16 protein-coding genes are annotated in these 20,112 nt (G+C 36.2%); all 16 read right to left on the bottom strand.

The features are described from left to right. Window positions 1-72 precede the first annotated feature (72 nt). Window positions 73-2,190: an AdipoR/hemolysin III family protein gene (locus AOQ29_RS00080; RefSeq protein WP_061992546.1), complete on the bottom strand. Its 2,118-nt coding sequence runs from the start codon at window positions 2,188-2,190 to the stop codon at window positions 73-75. A gap of 56 nt (window positions 2,191-2,246) precedes the next feature. Beyond that, window positions 2,247-3,188 (bottom strand): glycosyltransferase family 2 protein, encoded by a 942-nt coding sequence (locus AOQ29_RS00075; protein WP_061992545.1) that lies wholly within the window; start codon window positions 3,186-3,188, stop codon window positions 2,247-2,249. 53 nt (window positions 3,189-3,241) lie between these two features. Continuing rightward, entirely contained in the window at window positions 3,242-4,432 is a 1,191-nt protein-coding gene (gene glf, locus AOQ29_RS00070) for a UDP-galactopyranose mutase (protein ID WP_061992544.1), read from the bottom strand. Then, window positions 4,432-5,202, bottom strand: a complete 771-nt coding sequence (locus AOQ29_RS00065) for a DUF4422 domain-containing protein (RefSeq protein ID WP_061992543.1) — start codon at window positions 5,200-5,202, stop codon at window positions 4,432-4,434. Before AOQ29_RS00065 ends, glf begins: the two co-directional genes overlap by 1 nt. Continuing rightward, window positions 5,199-6,590 (bottom strand): hypothetical protein, encoded by a 1,392-nt coding sequence (locus AOQ29_RS00060; protein ID WP_061992542.1) that lies wholly within the window; start codon window positions 6,588-6,590, stop codon window positions 5,199-5,201. The genes AOQ29_RS00065 and AOQ29_RS00060 overlap by 4 nt, the downstream gene beginning before the upstream one ends. A 10-nt stretch (window positions 6,591-6,600) precedes the next feature. Next, a complete protein-coding gene (locus AOQ29_RS00055; protein ID WP_061992541.1) occupies window positions 6,601-7,224 on the bottom strand; it encodes a Wzz/FepE/Etk N-terminal domain-containing protein in 624 nt (207 codons plus the stop codon). A 37-nt stretch (window positions 7,225-7,261) separates the two neighbouring features. Then, window positions 7,262-7,894 (bottom strand): sugar transferase, encoded by a 633-nt coding sequence (locus AOQ29_RS00050; RefSeq protein ID WP_061992540.1) that lies wholly within the window; start codon window positions 7,892-7,894, stop codon window positions 7,262-7,264. A 63-nt stretch (window positions 7,895-7,957) separates the two neighbouring features. Further along, entirely contained in the window at window positions 7,958-9,403 is a 1,446-nt protein-coding gene (locus tag AOQ29_RS00045) for a flippase (RefSeq protein WP_061992539.1), read from the bottom strand. A 33-nt stretch (window positions 9,404-9,436) separates the two neighbouring features. Beyond that, window positions 9,437-10,474, bottom strand: coding sequence for an acyltransferase (locus AOQ29_RS00040; protein ID WP_061992538.1), 1,038 nt, complete (start codon window positions 10,472-10,474; stop codon window positions 9,437-9,439). Between the two features lie 80 nt (window positions 10,475-10,554). After that, window positions 10,555-11,988 (bottom strand): DUF2142 domain-containing protein, encoded by a 1,434-nt coding sequence (locus tag AOQ29_RS00035; RefSeq protein WP_061992537.1) that lies wholly within the window; start codon window positions 11,986-11,988, stop codon window positions 10,555-10,557. A gap of 125 nt (window positions 11,989-12,113) precedes the next feature. Then, window positions 12,114-14,195 carry an SGNH/GDSL hydrolase family protein gene (locus AOQ29_RS00030; RefSeq protein WP_061992536.1) on the bottom strand — a complete coding sequence of 694 codons (2,082 nt, stop codon included), beginning with the start codon at window positions 14,193-14,195 and terminating at the stop codon, window positions 12,114-12,116. A gap of 68 nt (window positions 14,196-14,263) precedes the next feature. Further along, a complete protein-coding gene (locus AOQ29_RS00025) occupies window positions 14,264-15,520 on the bottom strand; it encodes a GH25 family lysozyme (RefSeq protein ID WP_061992535.1) in 1,257 nt (418 codons plus the stop codon). 418 nt (window positions 15,521-15,938) lie between these two features. Continuing rightward, a complete protein-coding gene (locus AOQ29_RS00020; RefSeq protein ID WP_061992534.1) occupies window positions 15,939-16,352 on the bottom strand; it encodes a hypothetical protein in 414 nt (137 codons plus the stop codon). Window positions 16,353-16,596: 244 nt separating this feature from the next. Beyond that, window positions 16,597-17,061 (bottom strand): Ltp family lipoprotein, encoded by a 465-nt coding sequence (locus tag AOQ29_RS00015; RefSeq protein WP_083989173.1) that lies wholly within the window; start codon window positions 17,059-17,061, stop codon window positions 16,597-16,599. 436 nt (window positions 17,062-17,497) lie between these two features. Then, window positions 17,498-18,805, bottom strand: coding sequence for a GH25 family lysozyme (locus AOQ29_RS00010; protein ID WP_061992532.1), 1,308 nt, complete (start codon window positions 18,803-18,805; stop codon window positions 17,498-17,500). Between the two features lie 268 nt (window positions 18,806-19,073). After that, a partial coding sequence (gene mgtE / locus AOQ29_RS00005; RefSeq protein ID WP_061992531.1) for a magnesium transporter occupies window positions 19,074-20,112 on the bottom strand: 1,039 nt, incomplete at its 5' end.

Raw genomic sequence — 20,112 nt, 5'->3', positions numbered from 1 at the left:
TATTTTCATAATTAAATTTATATATTAGTAATAAAAACCGCGTTGCAAAAAAGCACAACACGGAATCCATTATTAGTTATACATTTCCTTTTTTTCGATTGATAAAATTACTGTCAAAAGCATGACGATGAAGATAAAATGCACAAAAATGTAAATATTTAAGTTCATCCAACGAGTAACATGAATATCCGTAAAATTAAAAATAGTATTAAGTCCTTTCACATCATGATTGTTCATCATCACTTTTGGACCCTGAATATTTGTTGTGCCGACATTTTGAACAGCATTCGTCTTTATCGAATTTTGGCCATTATTTTCAATTTTTAATTGATATTTACCAACAGAAAAATTACCATAATAAGTCACAGTTGCTGGCATTAATTTTATATTCCAGCTCTTTTTCTTATCGGTTCTAACTAAAGTAACTTTAATGTGCTTTAAATCTTCTCTCGATAACTTTGAAAAATCTATATTAAACTCACTAGCGGAACTTTTCAATCTGAACACATCAGTTTTTACTATAGCATGACCTGGTATAGATACTAACTCATTTTCATTTTCAGTATACATTGAAAATCCTGAGTAGTAAACAGAACCGGTTCTCGTAACTTGTTTTTGTGATTGGGAAAGTGAAACACCAAAGCTAGTCAGAAGAAACAATAATGCTAAAATGGCTATTCCACTCGTTCTTTTCTTTACTTTGTTACTCTCGATTTGATTTCTAGCAATATCAAAGAAAGTTTTCAGTCCAACAGCAGCAAGAATTAACAAGAAAGGAATCATAGGTAAAGCGTACCTATCTCGAACTTCCCACAGTAAGATATGAAATGTAAAAATACCAACAATACTGAATGCTGAAAATACAGTTAAGTTGAAAATTGTATCGTTAACCGATTTTCTATTTTTCAATACATAGAGGGTTATTAACCCAGCTGATAATAACAAAACAATATAAACGGGTTGAAATAAGTTTCCAATCATTTCTAAAAATGGTTCAGCCTGCCACTCATTTTTTAGCAAAGGAGGCTTTATCTGAATGCCACCCATATCTTCATTTGAATATGCCAGTGAAAACATAAAGGCAATCTTTTTGATTGCATGTTTGGGTATACCAATAACCCCTAAGTTTTTAATTCGATGTTTTAATTCTGCTGTAATTAATTTAGAACGTTCTTTTTTTGGATAATTGCTATATAAAAATGAATCTGGCCCATCGATTTGACCAGACGTGTTAGGATTCCAAGACATATTAACATAACGAACTGACGGTGTAACTAGGTTAGGCTTACTATGAAATCCTTCCGAGCTTTGAAACTGGTGAAACGATAGTGTACCAATAAGAGAAAATAAAATCCCCAAAACTAATAAGCCGAATTTCAATTGCTTGGTGAATTGCTTACTAAACAATACTGTTAATAACAGCGCAATCAATATAATTACTGAATTTTGTCGGATTGTAACAGCAACCCCCAGCATTAACATCATCATAAATCCATGAAGCCATTTACATTGATTGGAATTGCTATTTAACAACCTAACAAAACTTCCGATAACACCCATAATCAACGCTATTGCAATTACATCATTATAAGGAAAAATAGCATACATAAACCATGGAGTATAAAATAAGGCAACAAGCAGAAAAATTGAACTTAGTGGTTTACTAAAAATTTTTAAAGATCGACTCAAGTAAAAGATGCCAATATCAAGCATCAGCATTTGAATCCAAGGCAGAATTAATTCATAATTGGTGACACCAATCCAATGAAATGGCGTTAAAACTAGCCTCCAAAATAACACAACATTAACATTGTTAGGATAAATAAAGAAGTACTGATACCAATTATGGTTTCCGTCTATTAAACGTCCAGCCATCGTAGTAACGTAACCAGTATCAGTGTAGACTGGTCGAGAAAAAGTAGATAAGAAAACTAATTGGCAAAATAAAGCGACTATGATGAATGTCACAAAGTAGGCTTTATGATTTTTTATATTCTTGCTTTTTCCTAATTGAAAAGCAAACAAAAGGATTGCGATCGCCGCTCCAATTCGAAACAAAAAATTTAAGAATCCAACTGTACTTCCCTCTGAAAAGGTAAGCGGATATAAGAAAATAGCACTAATAGTAATTAAAAAAATCACTATTGTAGTACATCCCACAATCAAACTGTTAATACTGAACTTACGCATATTTTTCTACCTAATATATAATATTGAACATCTCAAAAACATAGCAAAAAAAATCCCTACTTTTCTTCCTTGGCTATATAGATTGGCCGCCTTTTTGTTTCCATAAAAATCGCAGCAATATAGCGGCCAATAACACCAAGACTAAGCATTTGAATTCCGCCTATAAAGAGCATAATTGTTACCATTGAGGGCCAACCTGCAACAGAGGAATTACTAATAAGAGCTCTAATGACAATGAATGTACCTCCAACTAATGATGCTCCAAATGAAAGCATTCCAAGCACCGTCACGATAGTTAACGGCATGGTTGAAAAGGATACAATTCCTTCAATAGCATACTTAGCTAAATTCCAAAATGACCATGATGTCGATCCAGCAATTCGCTCACGATTTTCAAATGGAATATACTTAGTCTTAAACCCTACCCACGTGAATATTCCCTTTGAAAAACGTTGATTTTCGGATAAAGATAATATCGCGTCAACCATTTGACGGGACATTACTCGATAATCTCGTGCTCCCTCGACTAAATGAGTTTGAGAAATTTTATTCATCCACTTGTAGAATTGAGATGAGAACCATGACCGTACACGTGCTTCACCTCTCCGGTCAGCGCGTCGAGTTCCAACAGCATCATATTCGCCGCTTTGAACACCAGAAAGCATTTCTGGAAGCAGCTCTGGTGGATCTTGTAAATCAACATCCATAACTGCAACATAATCACCAGTTGCTTGTTTTAATCCCGCATACAGTCCTGCTTCTTTTCCAAAATTACGAGAGAAAGAAACATAATGAACATGTGAATCTTTTTCAGCTAACTCACGTAAAATATTAATCGTCTGATCCGTTGATCCATCATCTACAAAATGGAAGTCAATTTCTGAATTAATATTTGGCATTTCCATTTGAATAGCATCGTAAAATATTTGTATTGTATCTTCTTCATTATGCACCGGAACAACAAGTGATAGGATGGCTGATTGATCTGAATTAGTCATTATTTTTCTCCCCAAATATTATGTACGGTTCCCTCAGTTGAGAACCATTAACTTTACTTTACATCATCGTGTGCAAAGTTAAAGTCATCTGCCACGCCGAATTCTTGACGAACAGTATTAAATGCATCATTAAAGACCTGGTCCATATCGAAGTAACGATACTTACCCAAACGACCACCGAAGAGCACTTCAGGGGCATCTTCACGAGCTGCCTTCACATACTGCTTGTACAAGTCCGTGTTCTTGTCATCATTAACTGGGTAGTAAGCTTCCTTAGTCCGGTCCCAGTCTTGTGGATATTCGCGAGTGATGATGGTCTTACCTTCGTCAGCCAAGCCATCAAAGTGACGCCATTCCATTTGACGAGTAAATGGAGTTTCAGCATCAGTATAGTTGATAACAGCGTTTCCTTGGTAGTTATCTGTATCAAGGGTTTCGCTTTCGAAACGTACTGACCGGTATTCCAATTCCCCAAACTTATAGTCGAAGAATTGATCAATCATTCCTGTGTAGACAACGCGTGGGAATTCATTCAAGAATTCTTCCTTGTTATCAAAGAAATCAGTATCAGTCAAAACATCAATCAAACCGTTTGATCGGTCAACCATGTTTTCAAAAATTTGTGTATAACCACCAACAGGAATTCCTTGATAACGGTGGTTAAAGTAGTTGTTATCATAGATAAAGCGAACTGGCAAACGCTTGATGATGAAGGCTGGCAATTCAGTTGCTTTGCGACCCCATTGCTTTTCAGTGTAACCCTTGATCAAGGCTTCATAGATATCAGTTCCAATCAATGAAATGGCTTGTTCTTCCAAGTTACGAGGTTGGCGGTCACCCAATTCTTGCAAAGCCGCTGTTTTTTGTTCTTCAATCTTAGCCTTAGCTTCTGCAGGAGTCTTAGTTCCCCACATTTGATAGAAGGTGTTCATGTTAAATGGCAAGTTGAAAAGCTTACCCTTATAGTTGGCCACAACCTGATTTTGGTAACCATTGAATTCAGCAAACTTACGAACGTAATCCCAAACTTCTTTGTTATCTGTGTGGAAAATGTGAGCACCAAAGTCGTGGACAGTAATTCCATTTTCAGTATGGGTATGGGTATTTCCACCAACGAATGATCGCTTTTCAACGATCAATGACCGCTTGCCACGAAGTGCAGCTTCATAGGCAAAGGTCATTCCAAAAGGACCAGCACCAACAATTAAGTAATCATAGTTTTTTGTATTAAATTTATTTGTCATTAGAAATGTACCTTCTTTTTTGCTTTAGGCATAAACTTCCGTTTTAAGAATTGAGTGCCCTTATCAAACCAATTCGTCTTTTCCAAGCTAATTACAGGAACATCCTTGTGCGAATAGTCTCTCGTATTTAACCAGGTATCCATCAAACGTTCAGATAGAAAGCCAAAGACGCGTGCATCTTGACCCTCTAATACTGAGATATCAATTTTCTCCTCAACCTTTGATAAAACACCAAAGACGAAAGCAGCATAATCATTAAAAGCTGCTTTATTCATAATAAACATGTTGAAAAGATGAGCCTTCGTTGACTTTTCCATTGATTGAAAGGCTGGATAAAAATCTGAAAAATCAGTTTTTATAATATCTTCCATCACTTGATACGGTTCAACAGCATGAGCATGTAAATAATGATTTCGTTGATTTTCAATATAATAATTTCGCTGCTTAGGCAAAATAACATCAAAATCCGCTAGTAACTTATCAATCGCATCGCGGTCCAATCGTTTACTAATATCATGTCCTGCCTGCAAACCAAGGTAGCGTCGATAATGAGCTAACCCAATGACATCTTCATCGGAGTTTTTCCACATCCAGTATAACCCAGTCAGCTCATTAAAATTAGGATTTTTGGCAGAAATACTATCCCCTTGATCATCTCTTTGATAACCATCAGGAATAGAATCACGCATAGCTGACCCAACCATCAGTGGTTGATAAAGGCCATCTTGTGGAATCTCATATTTTTTATGAGTTGCTACATATACTTTCATGACTTTAACTCCTGCTCAAGTCGAATAATATGCTTCCGATAAAAGAAAAACATTAATAAGTATGGCCAGAGAAATACCTGTATAACAAAAATTGAAGAAAACGTAGCCAGTATAATCATTGTAATAAAGGAAATAATTATTCCCTGATGCCATGCCATCTCCTTTTCAGTTAATTGCAGTCGACCTACCCGATACTTTACCAAGTATGTTCGGGCAATCAAACGAAAAATCAACCAGAGAGCCGGTATCATGATAACCAAACCAAACGACGCAAACCATCCTAGAAAATCAGATAAGTTTGGATAACCAAACTGCGAGTATACATTTTGAAATTCAAAATTATGAGTTGTTGAGATTGGTACATTTTTCAAAATGAAAAATGAAGTAAAACCGTATCCGACTCCAAGAATTGGATGAGTGAGAAAAGTCAAAGCTAGGGCAATAGTGCCTCCTAACCTGTTATCAGTTCCTTGTTTAGCAAATAGGAATTGATTGAAAGTATCGTGAATCACTCCAACCTTTAAATAAGCAAACACAATGAAAAACAAACCGATAACCGCTAAACCAACTAAGTTTTTGCGCAAATGGTTTTGAGACCAAATAATCCAAAGGATATAAGCAATCCCAGCAGTAAGAATGCCTGTCGTTGTCTTGGCCAAAAGAAGTACTAATAAAATTATAAAAGAAAAGATAGTATTAACTACCTGATCACCAATTTTGGTCTTAGTCCACGACCAAAATTTCTGACCCGAAGCCGTTATACCAATTAAAATTGGTAAATAAACCACCCCTAACAAGTTGGCTAAAAATGCTGCTTCCGGTTCAAATCCATTAACCCTACCCTCTGTAGCTACATAAGATCCATTAATGTAGAAATTATAATCTGTATGAGTTCGCCAATGACGTTCAAATAAACGTGCTATATCATTAACATACTGTTCAAATGCCGTAATATGAAAGGTTACTGCAATTTGCGGCAAAATCACTAGCAATAAGTATACAGCTAGAGCAATTAACCCAGACTTCAAAAAAGCAAATTCATCTTTCTCAGTTATAACAGTTAACTGAATAACTGCCCATGCGACATAAACTGTCATGGTCCAAGTAGCTAACGTAATACCTGAATGAATAATTCCAGTAGTCAAAACAGTATCACCAGTTTTTCCGTATGAGAGCCCCATTGCAATCAATTGTGCTAACCACAAAATTATGGTCAATAGAAGAGCAGACCTAGATGGTAAAATCATTTTTAAACGTTTAGGGAATCTAAAAAGTTGAAGCATAATGATTGCGATAAAAACAGGGAAAGCAACCATTGCCGTTGTTTCCGCAATCGAGTATGAATAATTCTTAGAAAAGAATGTTATTGGTAAGAGGAAATTCACCATAGACCGTCACTTATCCTTGCTTTTTAGCAGCTCGATAATTTTCTTGTATTCCTGTTACAAGTACAACGAAAAGTGCTAACACTAGGCCAAGCACAGCACCAAAGACTGTTAACTTCTTTGTACTTCGAGCAGCTGAATTAATGGTACCAGTTGAAGTTACAGCTGATAACAAATCTGGTTTTTGCATATCAGGATAAATAGTTGGTCCTACTTCTGAAAAATCTTTCGCATATGTGTTAGCCAAAGTCTTAGCTCGGTAAGTATTTTCTCCAGTCGCCTGGAAATCCAAAATAAGTGTATCTGTCTCACTATGGATAGATATGCCAGCAGCAATATCAGACTTAGTCATCTTAAATGGTAAATCTTTTTGGACCGCTTCAACAACAGCATCATCAGTTGCCACTTTTTGATAAGTTGGAATTAATGACTTATCAGCCATAAACCGAGAATTTGGGTCTTTTACATTAGTATTATTTTTGGCAATTAACACAGATCTAGTTGCATCAAAATTAGTTGTTGTTTTTCCAGCTTTACTATACATAAACCCAGCGCCTGCAAACACAACTATCAACAAAGCAATTAACCAAGTAAACTTCCAAAATCGTTTCAATAAATCATTAAATGAAAATTCCATTATATTCTCCCAACAGGTTAGCTGTTTCCAGCTTGCATTAAAAGGCGCCATCTCCCTTAAAGATTGCCACCACTGTCATAAACAAAATCTTAAAATCTATTAATAAATTTGCACGGTCAACATATTCTAATTCAATTGCTGCTCGTTCAGGATAACCAATGTTTGATCGTCCTGAAGCTTGCCATAGACCAAAAACACCGGGCTTTACTGAAAGAAATTTTTTTATGCGTTTGGAATCTCCATATTCAACCAGTTCACTTTCCACAACTGGTCTAGGACCAATAATCGACATATTTCCTATCAAAGTATTCCAAAATTGCGGCAATTCATCAAGAGATGTTTTTCGTAATACCGCCCCTATTTTAGTAATTCTCGGATCTTTTTTTGTTGGTAATTTATAACCATTATCAATAAACTTTTGATAAAGTTCTTCATCTGATTTCAAAATTTGATCAGCATTATCAACCATAGACTGAAACTTGTAAATCTTAAAGAGCTTTCCACCCCGGCCAACTCGACTTTGTGCGTAAAAAACGTGACTAGTTCCTTTATGACACTTAATAATTATGGAAATCACCACAAACAAGGGCGAAAAAATAATTAAAGCAAATAAAGATACCGTTACATCCAGAATTCGTTTGGGAAGGTGATAAAACAGAAACTGTTTCAATATCCCATCCTCCAATTAATTATAATTTTAGTGCATAACATTCTTAATTATACCAGAGAAAACTTACGAACGGAAGAAATCCCGGTGTGCTAACTTCACTAGAATTGGTGCTCTTAACACTACTAATGTCAGCAAGTAAACAAAGAGGCCAATGGCTGCTTCTAATAAAGTATTTTTAATACCCACGCCATGTGAGTCAACAAAAAAAGTCACGCTAGCGTACATTACCAGACCAGCCAGTGCGTATCGCCATAATCCAACAAAATGTTGACCGATTGGCATATCATGCCTTGTTACAAATAACTGATAAGCAATCACTGCAAATTCTGAAATCGTCGTTGCTATCGCTGCCCCCTCAACACCCCATAAATAAATCATGAAAAAATTCAAACAAATATTTAAAATAGCACCAAAAGTTACAGACCAAGTATATTCAGACAGACGCTTTGTTGGAATCAAAAACTGGTTACCAATAACATTTGACCAACCAATAAAAACAATAATCGGTGTTAATAGGACCAGTGCTGAACCCACGTCTCCCCACGATTTACCTAAAAACCATAACATTGCCGTTGGACCGACCGCAGCAATACCAAAGGCTAGTGGTACTGCAATTGCTGAAACAAAGTCCATTGAAGAGTGAATTGCTTTTTTCATTTTAGCATGTTCACCTGCTGCGTAATGAGCAGACATCCTTGGCAACATTACCATTCCAACAGAAGTGACCAAGGCCAGACAAACTTTGATGATTTTATCAGCATTATCATAAATACCTGACGATGGTGTTGATCCAGTTATGAAGGGCAACATCGTTTTATTCAACTGCAAATAAATTTGTGTTGCAATTGTTGGTAAAAACATCATAAAAATAGGATGCCAATGTGTAGTTAAATTCAATTCACTAAGCTTTGGTAGATGGAATTTCTTAATCAAGTAAAACCACATCGACAAATTACCAAAAACTTGTGACAACGCTAGTAGCAATATATATGAACCAATATCATTTGATGTTTTAACAACCACAAAAATCAAAATAGTCATGGCCAGCTTAATCATCATGTTTCGTAAAACTGTCTTTTTGAAGTCTTCCAGGCCAATAAAATACCATGAAATATCGAAAATTCCAGAGAAAATAACCCAAATTTGATACCACAAAAAAAGTTCATTTTGGTGAATACGATGATTTAAGGCGCCACCTGTATAAATGAAACTAACGTACAAAACTACAGCAACAATTCCAGCAATGAAATGAATCGTCTGAATTTCCCAAAACTTTTTTTGAATGAGATTCTCATCATCACGTACATAGGCAATTTCTCGTGAACCATAGGTCACTATTCCCAAACTGGCAATTAACAAAAAATAAGTTACTAATGAATTTGTCCAAGAGGCAATTCCAACACCCTCTTTGCCCAAAACTCGTGCTAAGTATGGAAGCGTAATAATGGGTGCAATGATATTAAGCAACTGATAAGCTGCATTATACAAATAATTTTTAGCAACTTGCATGATTTTTACTTTGTCTACTTTCTAGAAATAATTTTAAACTGTTCGACGTAAATAAGGAATTTTTCGAATAATTTTAACAATCAATAGCGTGATTATCCAAATTGCCACTGGCATTACGAAAATGTGCCATAGTGACCTTGATGCCAAATGATATTGATTTTCCAAAGTATCGATGAAAAAATAATGAATAACATAAACGCCAAGTGAAGCAGCAGATAGCGACCTTATCAATTGCTGAACTTTAATGTTTGGTTCCCATTTGCCAAAAGTATTTTGAAAAAACACAAAAATTGCTGCGGACCACGTGATACCAAAAACACCCCAAATGCTATAGACTTGCCGCTGATACATCGCGCGGTGATGGGAAAGTACAAAAGTTAAAAGAATCATTATCACTACTGATAACGAACCTGCTAAATACAGCCACTGACGATATTTTTTTTCAAGTGGAAAGTTCTTCAAATACCAACCAAGAACAAATAATCCTACTGAGCCAGAGACTCCAACACTAATCCCACCTGAAAAACCTGAATCAGATTGATTCCGTAACTGGTAGTAATAACCGATTAAGCCCACAAAAATTAAATTAATAGCTAATAAATATTGAACTAACGCCTTTTGGTCAGTTGTGACAATCTTTGATAATAACGGCACTGATAAATAGAAACCAATAATAATATAAAAAAACCAAAAAATTGGTTGAACGTTACCATGCATAATACCATCGAATAGACGTGAATACGTATGCCAGTTACTCCAAGAGTAATGCCAATATTGAATATTATTATAAATAAACCAGATAGTTGTCCAAACAACAAATGGTACAACTACTCGTTGTAACCGTTTTTTGAAAAAATCGGTTGTACTTTCTCGTTGCCGATAGTCAAGAATATTAGCCCCGGACAACATGAAAAAAATTGGTACAGCAAAGATGAATAGGACTTGAATCAAAACCGTCACGTCCCAGCGTGCGCCACCTTGATTGGAGAAAGCTAAACTTGATCCGTGCAACATGACGACTGCAAATGTTGCAATAATGTTCAATAAATCCATATAATGATATCGTTTCATTAAAAATTCCTTATAGTATCTTTTATAATTTCAAAAAGCCTTTAGGAACTCCTAAAAGCTTTTAAATTACCGATTTTCTACTACTTTCTCAATTTATGCACAAATTTCAATATAACTTTTTTAATCGACAGATTCATTTGATCTGAATTCTTTGACGACAAAATTACATATTCATCAGATACAGCATAGACAGTAGCCAACATTGGCATCAACGGCAATAAATACCTTGCTTGAAATCCCTGTATATCAGTAATTCGATAGGTTTGCCCAATACCACCTGAATATATTTTTGTCCACGTGGCTAGTAGCACGAAGACAGTTAAAAACATGACCATTAAGTATGCTAATACTGAAAGTATTATTGGCCAATAATAAATGATTTTTTGATTGGTTGAATAATTTGCGCTTTCACTAGAGAATCTAGAATGATTTAGAATAAATAAAGTGTAGAGAATGAAAGAAATTAAAAACAATGTAACAACAATCAACATAGAACCATAATCACTGTACATTTGACTTATGACTGAAAACGGATAAGTCAAAATATAAACGAAAGTTGCGAAAATCCCCTGAAAAAGATGGTGAAGTAAAAACTGAAAATTCTTATGCGAATTCGGAAAGCCATACAGAATACTTGAATATTTATGCGACCACATCAAGTACGAAGATAATCCAATTAAGCCGGAGGCTCCCATTGAAAGAATTTTATTCCTCATACTGTAAAAATAATTTGGTATTAAAAATATTAAAATGAGCATTGGAACATATGCAACTTTAAGATTAAAAAATACGATGACAAATGCACCAAGAACTAACATCTGACTTAGCTTAATCGACTGATTTTCATTTAATGATTTATTACGCAGATGCAAAACGTATGCTACAAACAATGATGAAACTGAAATATTTACAGCATCTGCACTTAATGATGATGCTAAGAAGACAGTTAGAGGAAAACTACCTATCAAAGAAAGAATGAATTTTCCTTTCGGAATTAAAATGATGGCAATCATCATAAAAATAATAAATAGCGTCAAGTTTGCAACTCTTGCAAACTGCCAGGAAGTATACACTGATTTATGAAGAATAGAACCCGTTTTAAATCCTAAGGCTTGTATTCCCCAATTAAGTGGTGGGTATTGGGTTCTAACACCGATTTTAGTTGGAGTAGTATTTGAACTTTTTGATGAAATATACTGAAGTCCTTTATTAGGATCAGTTTTAAACGGAGACATCACGTATTTTTCATATGAACCGTCTTGACCATCTGATACTGCAACATTCTTCGGTACCTTTACTTGCATTTTCTTTACGCTGAAATTTGATTTTTCAACATTAAATTTAGGTGAAACTGGATATTTCCCACTCGCCACCAAATATGTGTTGTACAAATGCATATCGTTATCTCCAAGAGATTTTGGACCAACGTTTTTGATATACAGCATTCCAAAAGATATAACAAATATTAGAAATAAGGTCAACGGAAATAAGCTCTGATTTATTTTTTGCTTCATGTCTACTCCGAGATTTTTTTAAACAAGATTTATTTTTTTATAACAACAAATAATTATACCAGAACTATTTCTAAGTTCGATTACATTGAGAATAAAATAATAATATTATTGATACTTAAATCATTTTATCTCAAATAAAATGTACCATTATCCCCAAAATAATAATTTTGGCCATTAATATTCTGATGTCCCTCTACTGCACGACCGTCTTGATCTGTCCAATATGTGTACCCCCACGCTTGACGCCAGCCAGCATTTTGACGAACACCATCGATAAACCAGTAGTAAGTACCCATATAATAACGGAAGCCAGTAAAAAGCTGGCCGTTCTCATACCAGCGATAACCACCATTTTGTGACGACCCGTCCCAAATATATCCACTCAAAGGACGTTCAAAAAAAGTACCGTCATTACCGAAATCATACAGTTTTCCATCAATGAACTGTGTTCCGGAAACTGCTCGCCCATTATCATCAGTGTAGTAAGTGTAGCCCCATGCTTGTCGCCAACCGGCATTTTGACGAACCCCATCAACAAACCAGTAATACGTGCCCATATAATTGCGGAAACCGGTAAAAAGTTGACCGTTTTCGTACCAACGGTATCCACCATTTTGGCTGGAACCATCGTACAAGTATCCAGAAGAACGCATATAGTAGGTTCCATCGTTACCAAAATTAAAATTTTGACCGTTTATATTATATATTCCTTGAACAGCACGACCGTCTGCATTTGTATAGTACAAATGTCCCCAAGCAGTTCGCCACCCTTCGTTTTGACGGGCACCATTAACAAACCAATAGTAAGTTCCCATGTAATAACGAAAGCCGGTAAAAACTAATCCATTTTCGAGCCAACGCCACCCTGCCAAAGTATTTACATAACCACTTACATTGCCTAAGTCATAATTCTGGTATGTATCGTGATAATTGTTTATCGGATTATTTTGAATGACATTCGATATTTTCTCTCCAATAGCCTGATAAGCTGCATTCGTTGGATGCACACCATCAGGCAATGTCGTCGTATGATTTTGATCAGTCACAACACCTGCATTGATAACTTGAATGCCAAGACTGTTAGCTACCTGAGTCAACATGTCACGTAACTGATTCATTGAAAATCCATCACTACCAATTGTTTCGTTATTACTTCCCTGCCACCAATCCCCCTGTGGCAATAGAACATAAATTTTCATATTAGGATTAGCAGCATGCAATCGTCGAATACTATCTTGAAAAATTTGCGCAATAGTATTTAATGGCTTGCCATCACCGAAATTAATATCATTGACTCCCATGCCGATTACCAACTCAGTGACTTGAGAAAAATTGTTATCTGTAACCGCTTGATCTGTCATCCAAACCATATCATTTCCAATTTGGGTTCCTGAATAAGCTGAAGTATTTCGATAAAGTTTCCCCAAATTTTTGGCAGCATAAGCATCATAAGATTGACTTCCATCATTGTATGAATTCCATCCAACGGTTGTCGAATCACCAAAGCCCCAAATGGTTCCGTTTTTAGGCTTGAGTTGTCCTTGGTCATCAGCGTGATATGTGACACCATTAATAGGCATGTCAAAGTTGGTTTGCAGAGAATACTTATCGGTTCCATCTGCAGTACCAAAATAGTACTGTTGATTTCCAATGGTTTGTAGTCCTGTCACTGCTTGACCATCTGAACCAAAATAAAATATATTTCCATCAACTGTTTCCCATTGGCTGGTAACTTTTTGCCCATTTACATAAAAAGACTTACCCTGATTATTTGTTACTAATCCTTCTAAAATACTGACAAATCCATTACTATCCGCTTGATATGTTTGGTTATTGATAGTAAAAGTTGTATTTTTTTGTAACGTATAATCGCTACCAAAATAATATTTCTGTGGACTTCCTGAATCAGTAGAAATCATCTGTAACCCCGATAGAGCTTGACCATCTGAACCAAAATAATAAGTTTTATCACCAATGGCTTCCCACTTATTTTTGACCATACTACCTGATTCATAGTAGACCAAACCAGCACCATTTGATTGTAAACCGTCAGTGATTTGCGTTTTAACAATTGACGGATTTTGAGTGGCTTCTCCATCAGCATTTGCTACAATACCAGTTCCTGTTATTGCCGATAATGTTAAGCCAGCAACTATAAACGCACCTGAAACTAAATTTTTACCGGTTTTATATAATTTATATTTCATTATTTTAATTCACTCCTTTTAAAATTACTGTAGAAAAAAAGCCACTACGATTGCAGTGGCTTAAACGATTAACGTAAATAGTATGTTCCATCGTTACCAAAGTTATAACTGCGGCCACCAATGTTTTGATATCCTTGAACAGCACGACCATCTTGGTCAGTCCAATACGTATACCCCCATGCGTATCGCCAACCAGCATTTTGGCGAACACCATCAACAAACCAATAATAAGTGCCCATGTAATATCGGAAACCTGTAAAGAGTTGGTCATTTTCATACCAGCGATATCCTCCATTATATGGCGATCCATCATATACATAGCCAGTAACTGGACGAGCATAATATGTTCCATCATTTCCAAAATTATACACTTTACCACCTAACAGCTGGATACCCTGTACTGCCCGACCGTTATCATCTGTATAGTAACTGTATCCCCATGCTTGGCGCCAACCTGCATTTTGACGAACACCGTCAACAAACCAATAATAAGTACCCATGTAATAGCGGAATCCGGTAAAGAGTTGGCCATTTTCATACCAACGATAACCACCATTTTGTGATGATCCATCATAAATATAACCAGTTAAATTTGAACCCATACCTGTATAATCAGTTGACACGTCAAAACGCCCACTCACACCTGGAAAAGAAACATTTGATGACCACTGCCACATACCATAATTTGTATTCCACATATGATCACTAGATGGCGAGTATGGGTACGAGGCAATCCATACATGACTACTTCCGCCAATAAATGACGTATCTAAATTAGTTGCCTGAATATACGCTGGCCCAGTATACAGACCTGTATTTGAAAAGCCACGTGCATGTAATTGATCATTAAATGCACGTGCATTATCCGTCACATTACCACTTTTTGTACGAGAAGCCTCAAGATCATCAACCATCAAGTCACTACCATTAAATCCCAATTGATAAGCTCTGTCAGCAAAGTAATTAGCATCTTGTCGAGCTTCATCAGGATTAGCAAACTGAGCAAAATGATACGCTGATACTTTCAAACCAGCTGCACGAGCATTGTTAACCTGTGTTACAGCATTTGGATTTTGATACGTTGTACTTTCAGTTAATTTAACAACAATACCTCGAACCCCTTGATTCTTCATATTTTGAAAATCTTGTACTGATAAATCACCTTGATAAGATGAAACATCAACTACATCAGTTCTTGGCAATCCTGCTTGGCCTGCAGTCACATATGGCACACCATCTGCGCTTACAAATACTCCGGATTGACTCACAGCTACTCCAAAAACCGTTACTGCAGTTAAAGTCAAAAGTGCGTTTTTTAAATTCATTCCTAATTCCCTCTAAAATATTTTTTAATAACGACTCTCCAATAGAAATTCTATCATCAAAGATATTTTACACTATTTCAACATGATTACTACATGTAAATAGATATTTTGAACAAATTTTTAAATTCAATTTAATCAACTAATACTGATTCAAATTTATTTTCAATAATACGATTAAATAGCTGACAATCAGTAATATTTTCGTATGCATTCTAAAAAAATGTTTAATTATAAAAATAGTAACGACCACTAGAATACAGGATTTTGCTTGTTACGAAAGAAAGAATCCTAACAAAAATACTTTTTGTATAATTGATTAAATAAAACAAACTTAATTCTAATGATTAAAAAAATCTAATTAAGAGAAATTTATTTCAATAAAATATACTTTTAAAAGTATAAAGAAAGTTCTCATCTCTTATTTGTGGTAATTTTGTTTAGCATAATCAACTGGTGAAATTCCTTGTTGGTTTGCTTGTGAAATAATTGTTTGGATATCACTAGGAGCCCACGTATTTGCAGGCAGCCCAGCATTCACTAACTCAGCCGTCACACTGGCAATTGATTGTGAACTTGTCGCTGCATCTTGTTTTGTCGGGTCAAAAGCACTAGACTGACTACTAATGCTTGAGCTCATAGCACTATTTGATGTTACCTGGGAACTTGAAACTACACTTGAACTGCTACTTTGTATTTCACTACTTGACATGACCTTTGAAGATCCTGATTCTTTATTACTAGTACTGTGGTGATTCGATCCCAAAGCATAGCTTCCCACTGCAACTACAATTGCAGCGACTACGACTACAATACCTGTAAAAATTTTTTTCATAACTTTTCTCCTTTTATTACAATTCAATATTGAATATACTTATACAATTTCATTTTACATAAAAAAATCAAAAACAGGCATAATATGCATATTCTTAATATTTTTTTATGTAATTAGTGTTATGTGTTATAGATTTTCGACGAATTTAAAAATCCCTCTGAATCTTCAGAAGGATAGGAATTATATCTATGGACAGCAAAATTTTATCTTTTTTTAAATATAGTGATTAAAAAAATACTATTTTTTAATTTTTATAACCTTGTTCCCGTAACTGGCCAACCGCATAAACCGCTTGGTTTGTAGTGAATTTATCACCAGCGTCAGCCGAGAGTTGATACCATATAGTTGATAGGTCATCTTCATTCCCTTTATTAGGATATTGTTTAGCACGCTTAACAGCATTTTCGTAATAATTAATCTTTAAACGGGCCAAAGCATAATTAGATTCACTGACAGTAAATTGACCCGTTCCGTTTGCTGAATTTAATTTTTCAAAAAGTGCCTTTTTAGACAGAGGAGCTTCCTTTGCATAATGCTTAGCCATTTTTAAAGCTCTAACATTATTGTAATGATTAACTAAACGACTTTCGACTTTGTTTACTAAACCATGGGATAAAAGCAAAGTAATTGCCAGTAAAATAATAATTATGGAGTTTATGTTTACCTTTTTTTCTAAACCTCTATGTTTATGTTTTGAATTTTTGTTCATTACTTTGATCACTTTCACTTGACACGAATTTCTAAATTTATAATACTTTTAGTTACTTAAACTTTAAAAATATCCTAATAATATCTTATATTTTAAAGAATCACTGCTAATCTATTCGTGTTTAATTTATAATATTGACTTAAATAATTATACTTCATTTTCCTTTTAAAAACACTTATTTTCTAATTTATTTTTATTATAATACCTGTCATAACGCTATTTTTATTAAAATGACTATTTTGGTTCTAATGAAGATTATAGCGCGCCATTAGGCAAATTTTCTGACTTGTATTACAGTATAATTTTCAACTTTTCGGTAAAGGTATTAAATTAGTCTGTAATGCTTAATAATGGGCATCAAATGAACATTTTTATAAAAAGGAGCTGATTTTTTTGAAAAATCAGCTCCTGATAATAATTATTATTCTGAAAATTATTACCGTAAGTAATATGTTCCATTAGTACCAAAATTATAGCCACGGCCATCAATGAATTGGTATCCTTGAACAGCTCGACCATTCTGGTCAGTATAGTAAGTATATCCCCAGGCCTGACGCCAACCCGCATTTTGACGGACTCCATTTACAAACCAGTAATACGTACCCATATAATATTGGAAACCAGTAAATAATTGGTTATTGGCATACCATCGATAACCGCCATTTTGTGATGACCCATCATAAATGTAACCTGATAAGTCTCGTTCATAATAGGTACCATCAGTTCCAAAATTATAGGCACGACCATCAATAACCTGGGTTCCTTGGACGGCACGACCATTATTATCTGTGTAATAAGTCATACCCCATGCTTGTCGCCAACCAGCATTTTGTCGGACACCATTGACGAACCAATAATAGGTTCCCATGTAGTAGCGGAAACCGGTGTATAATTGCCCACTCTCATACCAACGGTAACCTCCATTTTGATCTGACCCATCATAAAGATAGCCAGATTCCTGTTTGATTTGGATTGCATTTTGTAGTGCTTCGGCGGCCGTTAGCTGTCGACTAGCCATCCCTGTATAATCAATCGAAACATCAAAACGACCACTAATTCCATTAAATGAAACATTTGATGACCATTGCCACATTCCAAAGCCAGTATTCCAAAGAGAATCACTTGATGGAGTATATGGATATTGGGCAATCCAAACCTTACTATCACCGCCAACAAAGGATGTATCGAGTGAATTAGAGTTTTTGTATGATATATAGGTATACAAGGTTGTATTAGCGAAACCACGGCTTTGTAACTGGTCGTTAAATGCCTTCGCGTTTTGACTAACGTTACCAGATACAGTTACGCCATCTTCTAAGTCATCAATCAACAAATCAGAACTTTTGAACCCGTATTGTTGGGCAACGTCAGCGAAATGATTTGCTTCTGCTTGGGCTGTGCTGGGATTAGTATAATCAGCATAATGATAAGCTGATACCTGGAGACCGGCAGCCTTTGCATTAGCGATTTGAGCTTGGGCATATTTATTAACATACGTTGATCCTTCTGTTAATTTAACAATAATACCCCTGACGCCAGCGTTCTTCATCGTAACGTAGTCTTGAGCTGTCAAATAGCCCTGGTATGATGAGACATCAACAACGTCAATTCTCGGTACTCCAGCTTGTCCTGCTGTGACGGCAGCTACGCTATCTGCGTGAGCAACAACTTGATGACTGACTTCAGTTACGAGGCCAAACATCGAAGCCGCTGTTAGTGTTAATAGTGTATTTTTAACATTCATTATTTTGGGGTCCCTATACCTTCTTTTTATTGATAAAAATATTACAATTGATTATTTTCTATCTTCATTGATACTTGATACCTTGTTTATTTTACAGAAAAAAAGTAATTGATGTTTGATTATTGACTGATTTTAAGAAAAGATTTAATTTAATTATTTTCAGCTCCAATCAATCAAAAAAAGACCAGTCTTCAGAATCACTCCAAAGACTGGCCTTTTTTACTAGCAGGCGCGCCACAACATTTATAAACATGCCTGTATTTCATTATTATTTACCAATAAATTGGTCGAGCATTGCCTGAGCAATGCCAAAGTAAATCAAGATGGCGACCCAATCACAGATTGTTTGGACCAAAGGACCGTTCACAACCGCTGGGTCGAGGTTAATTTTATTTAAGAAGGCTGGGACCAAGTGGGATAAGACAGCTGATACTAAGACAGCCGCTGCTAATGACAGACCCACAGCTAGAGCCAGGCCATCATTGCTTTTCCAAACGAAGACAACCAAGGCCAAGACCAAGCCGGTCACAACCGCCACAACCGCTGCGGCCAAGATTTCAGAAAACAAGTTCTTCCAACCTGACTTTTCTGTTCCAGCACCAAAGTGGCGGACTGCCAAGGCTAAGGACTGGGTTCCGGCGTTACCGGCTGTTCCACCGATAATCGTGATAAAGGCCGCCAGGATTGGTGCCTGACGGATAGTATCTTCGAAACTAGCAACCATTGCCACGGAAACCATCCCCAACACCAAGAGTCCCAAGAGCCATGGCAACCGCTTCAAGGCTGAATGCCAGGCCGTATCGTCCGTGTCAGCCACGTTCACCGCAGCCAGACCTGAATACTCTTCCACCGCTTCTTCATCCAGCACATCGACGATATCATCCACCGTGATGATTCCCAAAAGGTGGCCGGTATCGTCAGTGACCGGGATTGAGAAGAAGTTGTAGTTAGCGACCACCTGGGCAACGTCCTTTTGGTCGTCCCCCGCCTTAACCGAAATCACTCGGGTATTGGTAATCGTATCGATGGTCATCTCATCAGGATGGGTCAAGAGGTCGCGGAGAGACACGACCCCCAACAAGCGGTTGTCGGACTGAACCACATAGATATAGGTAATCGACTCGGCTTCTTCCGCCTGTTTCTTGACTTGAGCCAAGACATCACGAACCTTCTCACCCGCCTTGACAGCCAAGTACTCGGTGGCCATCAATGATCCGGCCGTTTCTTCTTCGTACTTAATCAGGCTTTTGATTTCCTGGGCTTCCGCCGCCGGCATCAAGGCCAAGTAAGTCGCCACTAAACGAGCC

The sequence above is a fragment of the Fructobacillus ficulneus genome, from assembly GCF_001047075.2.
Classification (GTDB): domain Bacteria; phylum Bacillota; class Bacilli; order Lactobacillales; family Lactobacillaceae; genus Fructobacillus; species Fructobacillus ficulneus.
This window is presented reverse-complemented; position numbering and strand designations above follow the sequence as displayed.

What these genes read in the sequence shown, in the direction of transcription:
- AOQ29_RS00080 (WP_061992546.1), bottom strand. Translation starts at nt 2,190, where the DNA reads ATGCGTAAGTTCAGTATTAACAGTTTGATTGTGGGATGTACTACAATA.
- glf (WP_061992544.1), bottom strand. Translation starts at nt 4,432, where the DNA reads ATGACAAATAAATTTAATACAAAAAACTATGATTACTTAATTGTTGGT.
- AOQ29_RS00055 (WP_061992541.1), bottom strand. Translation starts at nt 7,224, where the DNA reads ATGGAATTTTCATTTAATGATTTATTGAAACGATTTTGGAAGTTTACT.
- AOQ29_RS00030 (WP_061992536.1), bottom strand. Translation starts at nt 14,195, where the DNA reads ATGAAATATAAATTATATAAAACCGGTAAAAATTTAGTTTCAGGTGCG.
- AOQ29_RS00025 (WP_061992535.1), bottom strand. Translation starts at nt 15,520, where the DNA reads ATGAATTTAAAAAACGCACTTTTGACTTTAACTGCAGTAACGGTTTTT.
- AOQ29_RS00075 (WP_061992545.1), bottom strand. Translation starts at nt 3,188, where the DNA reads ATGACTAATTCAGATCAATCAGCCATCCTATCACTTGTTGTTCCGGTG.
- AOQ29_RS00040 (WP_061992538.1), bottom strand. Translation starts at nt 10,474, where the DNA reads ATGAAACGATATCATTATATGGATTTATTGAACATTATTGCAACATTT.
- AOQ29_RS00010 (WP_061992532.1), bottom strand. Translation starts at nt 18,805, where the DNA reads ATGAATGTTAAAAATACACTATTAACACTAACAGCGGCTTCGATGTTT.
- AOQ29_RS00060 (WP_061992542.1), bottom strand. Translation starts at nt 6,590, where the DNA reads ATGGTGAATTTCCTCTTACCAATAACATTCTTTTCTAAGAATTATTCA.
- AOQ29_RS00020 (WP_061992534.1), bottom strand. Translation starts at nt 16,352, where the DNA reads ATGAAAAAAATTTTTACAGGTATTGTAGTCGTAGTCGCTGCAATTGTA.
- AOQ29_RS00045 (WP_061992539.1), bottom strand. Translation starts at nt 9,403, where the DNA reads ATGCAAGTTGCTAAAAATTATTTGTATAATGCAGCTTATCAGTTGCTT.
- AOQ29_RS00065 (WP_061992543.1), bottom strand. Translation starts at nt 5,202, where the DNA reads ATGAAAGTATATGTAGCAACTCATAAAAAATATGAGATTCCACAAGAT.
- AOQ29_RS00035 (WP_061992537.1), bottom strand. Translation starts at nt 11,988, where the DNA reads ATGAAGCAAAAAATAAATCAGAGCTTATTTCCGTTGACCTTATTTCTA.
- AOQ29_RS00015 (WP_083989173.1), bottom strand. Translation starts at nt 17,061, where the DNA reads ATGAACAAAAATTCAAAACATAAACATAGAGGTTTAGAAAAAAAGGTA.